Annotated in this window: 8 protein-coding genes; 5 read left to right on the plus strand and 3 right to left on the minus strand. The window is 63.7% G+C overall.

Annotated elements, in window-relative coordinates:
- The 4 genes from SCA01S_RS22650 to SCA01S_RS21375 all read left to right on the plus strand — a co-directional run.
- Positions 1-481 (plus strand): zincin-like metallopeptidase domain-containing protein (locus SCA01S_RS22650; protein WP_245652868.1); only part of this gene is annotated, 481 nt, incomplete at its 5' end.
- Positions 478-753, plus strand: coding sequence for a sigma-70 region 4 domain-containing protein (locus tag SCA01S_RS21365; RefSeq protein ID WP_062788820.1), 276 nt, complete (start codon positions 478-480; stop codon positions 751-753). The genes SCA01S_RS22650 and SCA01S_RS21365, both read left to right, overlap by 4 nt.
- A gap of 60 nt (positions 754-813) precedes the next feature.
- On the plus strand, positions 814-1,743 hold the full coding sequence (locus SCA01S_RS21370) for a nucleotidyltransferase and HEPN domain-containing protein (RefSeq protein ID WP_062788822.1): 930 nt from the start codon (positions 814-816) through the stop codon (positions 1,741-1,743).
- A gap of 60 nt (positions 1,744-1,803) precedes the next feature.
- Positions 1,804-2,262: a hypothetical protein gene (locus tag SCA01S_RS21375; RefSeq protein WP_062788824.1), complete on the plus strand. Its 459-nt coding sequence runs from the start codon at positions 1,804-1,806 to the stop codon at positions 2,260-2,262.
- Positions 2,263-2,677: 415 nt separating this feature from the next.
- Here the strand turns inward: SCA01S_RS21375 and SCA01S_RS22655 are convergent, their stop codons facing one another.
- From SCA01S_RS22655 to SCA01S_RS21385, 3 genes are read right to left on the minus strand one after another with little or no spacing between them, the layout of a single operon-like run.
- The gene (locus SCA01S_RS22655) at positions 2,678-2,845 is read right to left on the minus strand and encodes a DUF6771 family protein (RefSeq protein WP_167542939.1); all 168 of its coding nucleotides are present in this window, start codon (positions 2,843-2,845) and stop codon (positions 2,678-2,680) included.
- A gap of 8 nt (positions 2,846-2,853) precedes the next feature.
- Positions 2,854-3,132, minus strand: coding sequence for a conjugal transfer protein TraD (locus tag SCA01S_RS21380; protein ID WP_084391176.1), 279 nt, complete (start codon positions 3,130-3,132; stop codon positions 2,854-2,856).
- Positions 3,133-3,148: 16 nt separating this feature from the next.
- A complete protein-coding gene (locus SCA01S_RS21385; protein ID WP_062788825.1) occupies positions 3,149-3,481 on the minus strand; it encodes a conjugal transfer protein TraD in 333 nt (110 codons plus the stop codon).
- 182 nt (positions 3,482-3,663) lie between these two features.
- On the opposite strand from SCA01S_RS21385, the gene traA reads away from it, so the two are divergent.
- Positions 3,664-5,451, plus strand: a 1,788-nt coding sequence (traA, locus tag SCA01S_RS21390; protein WP_084391178.1) for a Ti-type conjugative transfer relaxase TraA, incomplete at its 3' end; no start/stop codon positions are given.

The raw sequence follows: 5,451 nt of genomic DNA on the forward strand, positions 1-5,451 counted from the left end.
CCTGCCCGAAGACATGATTGCCCCGGTGGCGCCGATCGCGCCCGAGCTGGCGATTGCCGGCGCCGATCGCGTGATCCAGAACAGCGGAGTGACCTTCCGCATCGGTGGCGGGGAAGCGTTCTATTCCCCCACGCATGACGTGGTGCAGGTGCCGCCCCAGGCTGCCTTCCTCGAGCCGATCAACTGGTTCCGCACGGCCCTGCACGAACTCGGCCACGCGACAGGCCACAAGAGCCGGCTGGATCGTGATCAGACCGGCAAGTTTGGCTCTGCGTCCTACGCAAAAGAGGAACTTGTCGCGGAAATGGCCAGTGCCTTTGCCTGTGCGGCGCTGGGCATTGTGCCGACGGTGCGGCATGCCGACTATATCGGAGCGTGGCTCGAAGTGCTGTGCGCCGACGAGAAGGCGATCTTCCGGGCTGCCAGTGCGGCCAGCAAGGCGGCCGACTTCCTCCTGGCCTGCGGGGAGGACCGGCCATGAACCGGCCTCTCCCACCCGAATGGGGCACGCCCGTCTTGCCACCGATCTCGCCGCGCGCGTTCTGGCGCCGGGGCCAGCGTGGCCTGCGTCGCATGACCAAGCGGCAGCGGGCGATCTTCCGGGCGGTGCGCTTCGAAGGCGCCAGCTATGCCGAGCTGGCCCAGCGCCATGGCATCGGTGTCGAGGCCGTGCAGGCCGAACTGGCCAAGGCCCTCTCCACGCTGACCCGCGCGGTCTATGGGCACTGGTGGCAGCGCTGGTGGCCGTGGTGAAAAATTCAGGCCGCCCGATGACTTGCCATCGGGCGGCCATCGCGACAGGGTAGCCATGTCATGCGCAGCGATCTCGACCATCTTCCCGCCAACAAGCAGCGCGAGCTTGAGCGCGTGGTGCAGATCGTCTTCGAGGAATTCGAGGACGCCCTGGCCCTGGCTTCGCACGAGTGGAAGAAGAAGGGCCGCATTCTCAAGGTCCTGCTCTATGGCAGCTATGCGCGCGGCGGCTGGGTCGACGAGCCGCACACCGCCAAGGGCTACCAGTCGGACTATGACCTCCTCATCATCGTCAACGACAAGCGCCTGACCGACCGGGTGAAGTACTGGGCCAAGGTCGATGACCGGCTGATGCGCGAGTACGGCATTGCCGGCACGATCAAGACGCCGGTCAATTTCATCGTCCACACCCTGCAGGAGGTGAACGACGGGCTGGCCCATGGGCGCTATTTTTTCATGGATGTGGCCCGCGATGGCATCGCGCTCTACCAGAGCGACGACACCGAATTGCACCAGCCCAAGCCCAAGACGCCGCATGCGGCGCTGGCCATGGCGAAGGAATATTTTGAGGAGTGGTACGCAGCTGCGATGCGGCGTCATGACTTCGTAAAATTCGGACTGGAACGCGGGCATCTGAAAGAAACGGCGTTTGAGCTGCATCAGACGACCGAGAGCCTTTATCACTGCGTGCTGTTGGTCGTGACGTTTTACACCCCACACGTCCACAATCTGGCGTTCCTGCGCACCCAGGCGGAACGGCTGGACGTCCGGCTGGTCCATGTCTGGCCCAGCGACAACCGCAAGCAGCGGGCGATGTTCGAGAAACTGAAGGAAGCCTACGTCAAGGCGCGGTACAGCAAGCACTACCGGATCACCGAAGAAGAACTGGCCTGGCTGGGCGAGCAGGTCGAGGAACTCGGCCGCGTCGTTCATGCCATCTGTTCCGAACGCATCGCCCAGTTGGAGGCGACGGCGCGGCAGGCGGGCTAGCGGCCGGCATTTGAAATCGGCGGTCTTGTTCCGGGCGCATCTAAACAAGCGGGGTGAACGATGGAGCAGGCCCTTGTCGCGTCACTCGAAGCGGTGGCGGAGGTCATGGAGAACGCCCAGGATCCCTGGTGGATTATCGCGAGTGCGGCGGTCGCGTTGCATGGCGCCGATCCCGGGCCTGTCGGGGACGTCGATGTCCTTCTCAGTCTTCGCGATGCACGGCGCATAATACCCACGTTGGGACTTGCCCTGCATCAGGGCTCTCATCATGCCGAATTCCGCTCGACCATTTTTGCAACGTGGCGCGAGCCGCCACTGCCGGTCGAATTTATGGCCGGCTTCCATCACTGCCAGGGTGGTCGCTGGCGCGCCATCGTTCCGGCAACGCGCCAGCGGATCGCGTTGGACGGCAAGACCTGGTTCGTTCCCGATCGCGCCGAGCTGGGGAATCTCTTGCAGTCGTTCGGCCGCCCCAAGGACCTCGCACGGGCAGCTCGCCTTGCCGCGCTTTCTGCCTGAGGCATGCCATTTGCAGTTGCACCGGCAGTCACAAGACGTGTCGCGTAACCTGTGACTGCCGGTACAGCACAAAGCTTTAGCAGATCGCGCGCGTCTGTGAATTGGTTTCCTCCGAAATGGCGATACCTGGAAGAGACTTGCCGAGCTGTCTATGGGAGCAATCCGTTTGCCGCCCAATAGAATGACGATGTCTCCTTACGCCCGCCTTGTCTGTTAATCAGAATTGGTCCGACGCTATTTTATAAGCCAGCCAAAGGTTACGGTACGGGGTGGTGATTTGAGCAAGCAGGGTCCTGCCTGATCTCCGGCTGACATGCAGCAAGCCGTCCGGGCGTCTGTACTGCTATCTGCCGCCACCGTGCCGTGCGTTATAGGATGTGCCGACGCGTAGTGGCTACTTGCTTGGCGCTGCTGTTCAGTCGTCCGCGGTCTGACTTACTCCAATCGCATCGACCAGCATCGCAGCCAGCGCCTCTTCCGCACGCGCGCGAGCCGATGCATCCTTGGCGGCTAGATCGTTGCGAAGCCACTGCGGCGCCCGTTCGATCACGCCGAGAATGCGGGTTTTGGTCTTGTCGTCCATGCATGTCCCTATGGCGATGCAGCTGACGTCGGGCAATGCGCTGGCGATGGATGGTGGAAGCGGTGTCGCCGGTTGCTCAGTCTTTGTGTATCGGCAAACGCCCGCTGGCCGCGTCGTTGCCACAGCGTGAGTTGAGTGCCGGTGTCGTCGGTGCGCAGTTTTGCCGCTGCCTCGACCAGCAGACCAAAGATAGCGGCGCGGTCATCATCGGTAAGTTCGATGATGCCAGCTTTGGCAATGAGCCCGCCCAGTTCGATCAGCTGCCGCGTGCGCTCGCGCCGCTTCACCTGCCAGGCCCTTGTATCATGGCGCGCCTGTTGCAGAGCCAGGCGATGGCGGGCGCTGGTCGTGCGGCGCTGCTGATCGCGCGTTGTCGCCAGTGCTTGGGCCAGGCGTGTGTTCGGGCCGCTCGCCAGAAAAGAACGCGGCGCCGCGTTTGCGCCATCCCTCCCGTTGCTGCGAATCGGTGATGGCAGCGATCGACAGCAGCGCGCCGGCCAGCTCTTCGATGGGCATTGCGTCTGCGCCAGTGGCTTCGACCAGTTCGCCGAGCTGGCTCTGCTTGCGAGCCTTGAGTTGCCTGGCCTTGGCGGTGAGGACCTTGAGGTCCTCGTCATAGTTGCGGGGCTTGCGCATGTCTGGTGTCCTGTGACGGCGATCTGTTGCGCCGCGAGGCCCTCCAGTTATCGGCCTTGACGATCAATTCCAATTCCCTGAAACCTCATGGGATTCCGCCGTCCCGAGAATGATGAAATCTTTTGAGGGCGCGCTTATACGTCGTGCCGACGTGCGCTTTTAGGCGTAACTAGACGATCGCCATGGCGATCTACCACTTCTCGGCCAAAGTTGTTTCGCGCGGTGGCGGCTCGAGCGCCGTGGCCGCCGCGGCCTATCGCTCGGCCGATCGGCTCTATGATGCGCGGCTCGATCGGCACCACGATTTCTCCAACAAGACCGGCGTCGTGCACAGCGAAGTCATGCTGCCCGAAGGCGCGCCAGAAGAATGGCGCGACCGGGGGAAGCTGTGGAACGATGTCGAAGCCGTGGAAGTGCGCAAGGACGCGCAACTGGCGCGCGAGATCGAGTTCGCCATTCCCCGCGAGATGAGCCAGGCCGACGGCATCCAACTGGCGCGGGACTTTGTGCAGAAGGAGTTTGTCGATCGCGGCATGGTGGCCGATCTCAATGTGCACTGGGATGTGGGGCCTGACGGCCTCGCCAAGCCCCATGCCCATGTGATGCTGTCGATGCGCGAAGTTGGCGAGAACGGCTTCGGCCCCAAGGTGCGCGAGTGGAACAAGACCGAGCTCTTGAACCACTGGCGCGAAGCCTGGGCCGAGCACGTCAATGGCCGGCTGGCGCAGCTCGATATCGACGCGCGGATTGATCACCGGAGTTTGGAGGCCCAGGGCATTGATCTCGAGCCGCAGAACAAGATCGGCCCAGCCGCTGCGCGCATGGCGCAGGAAGGTCTGGTGCGCGAGCGGCTGGAAGAGCATTTTGCCATCGCCCGGAGCAATGGCGAGAAGATCCTCGAAAACCCCGGCATCGCGCTCGATGCCATCACCCACCAGCAGGCCACGTTCACTTCGCGCGACCTCGCCACCTTCGTGCACCGGCACAGCGAAGGGAAGGACCAGTTCGACGCCGTGCTGTCGGCGGTGCGAGGTTCGCCCGATCTGGTGCGCTTGGGGCCAGACGGACGCGGCGAAGAGCGCTTTACCTCGCGCGCCATGCTCGAGACCGAACAGCGGCTCGAGGTGGCTACGGCCAGGCTCGACGCGGAGCGCCATCATGGCGTGCCGGCGCGCCATCTGGCAGCCGCGCTGGATCGCGCCGAAGCGCGTGGCCTGGTGCTGTCGGTCGAGCAGCGCCATGCGCTCGAGCATGTTACCGGCGATAGCGGTATTGCCAGCGTGATCGGCTATGCCGGCACCGGCAAGAGCGCAATGCTCGGTGTGGCCCGCGAAGCCTGGGAAAAAGCTGGCTACGAGGTGCGGGGCATTGCCCTCTCCGGTATTGCCGCCGAGAACCTGGAAAACGGTTCGGGCATTGCCTCGCGCACCATTGCCAGTCTCGAGCACCAGTGGGCACAGGGACGCGAGACCCTGAAGCCCAATTCCATCCTGGTGATCGACGAAGCCGGGATGATTGGCACGCGCCAGATGGAACGCGTGGTCAGCGAAGCCGAGCGCCAGGGTGCCAAGGTCGTGCTGGTCGGCGATCCGCAGCAACTCCAGGCCATCGAAGCTGGCGCGGCCTTCCGCAGCATGGCCGAGCGGCATGGTGCGGTCGAGATTACCGAAGTGCGGCGGCAGGCGGAGGAGTGGCAGCGCGATGCTACCCGACACTTGGCGACCGGCAGGACCGGCGAGGCCATCGAAGCCTATCATGCCGCTGGTCTGGTGGTCGAATCACGCACCCGCGAATCGGCGCGTGATGCGCTGATCGAGCGCTGGGATGCCGATCGGCAGGCCCATCCCGAGGCCAGCCGGCTTATTCTCACCCATACCAATGCAGAATGCGATGAACTGAATGCGCAGGCCCGGGATCGTCTGCGCGATCATGGCACGCTCGGCACCGATGTCGCGGTCGAGACCACCCGT

Origin of the sequence: Novosphingobium capsulatum NBRC 12533, assembly GCF_001598375.1 — a bacterium.
In the GTDB taxonomy this organism is placed as follows: Bacteria; Pseudomonadota; Alphaproteobacteria; order Sphingomonadales; family Sphingomonadaceae; genus Novosphingobium; species Novosphingobium capsulatum.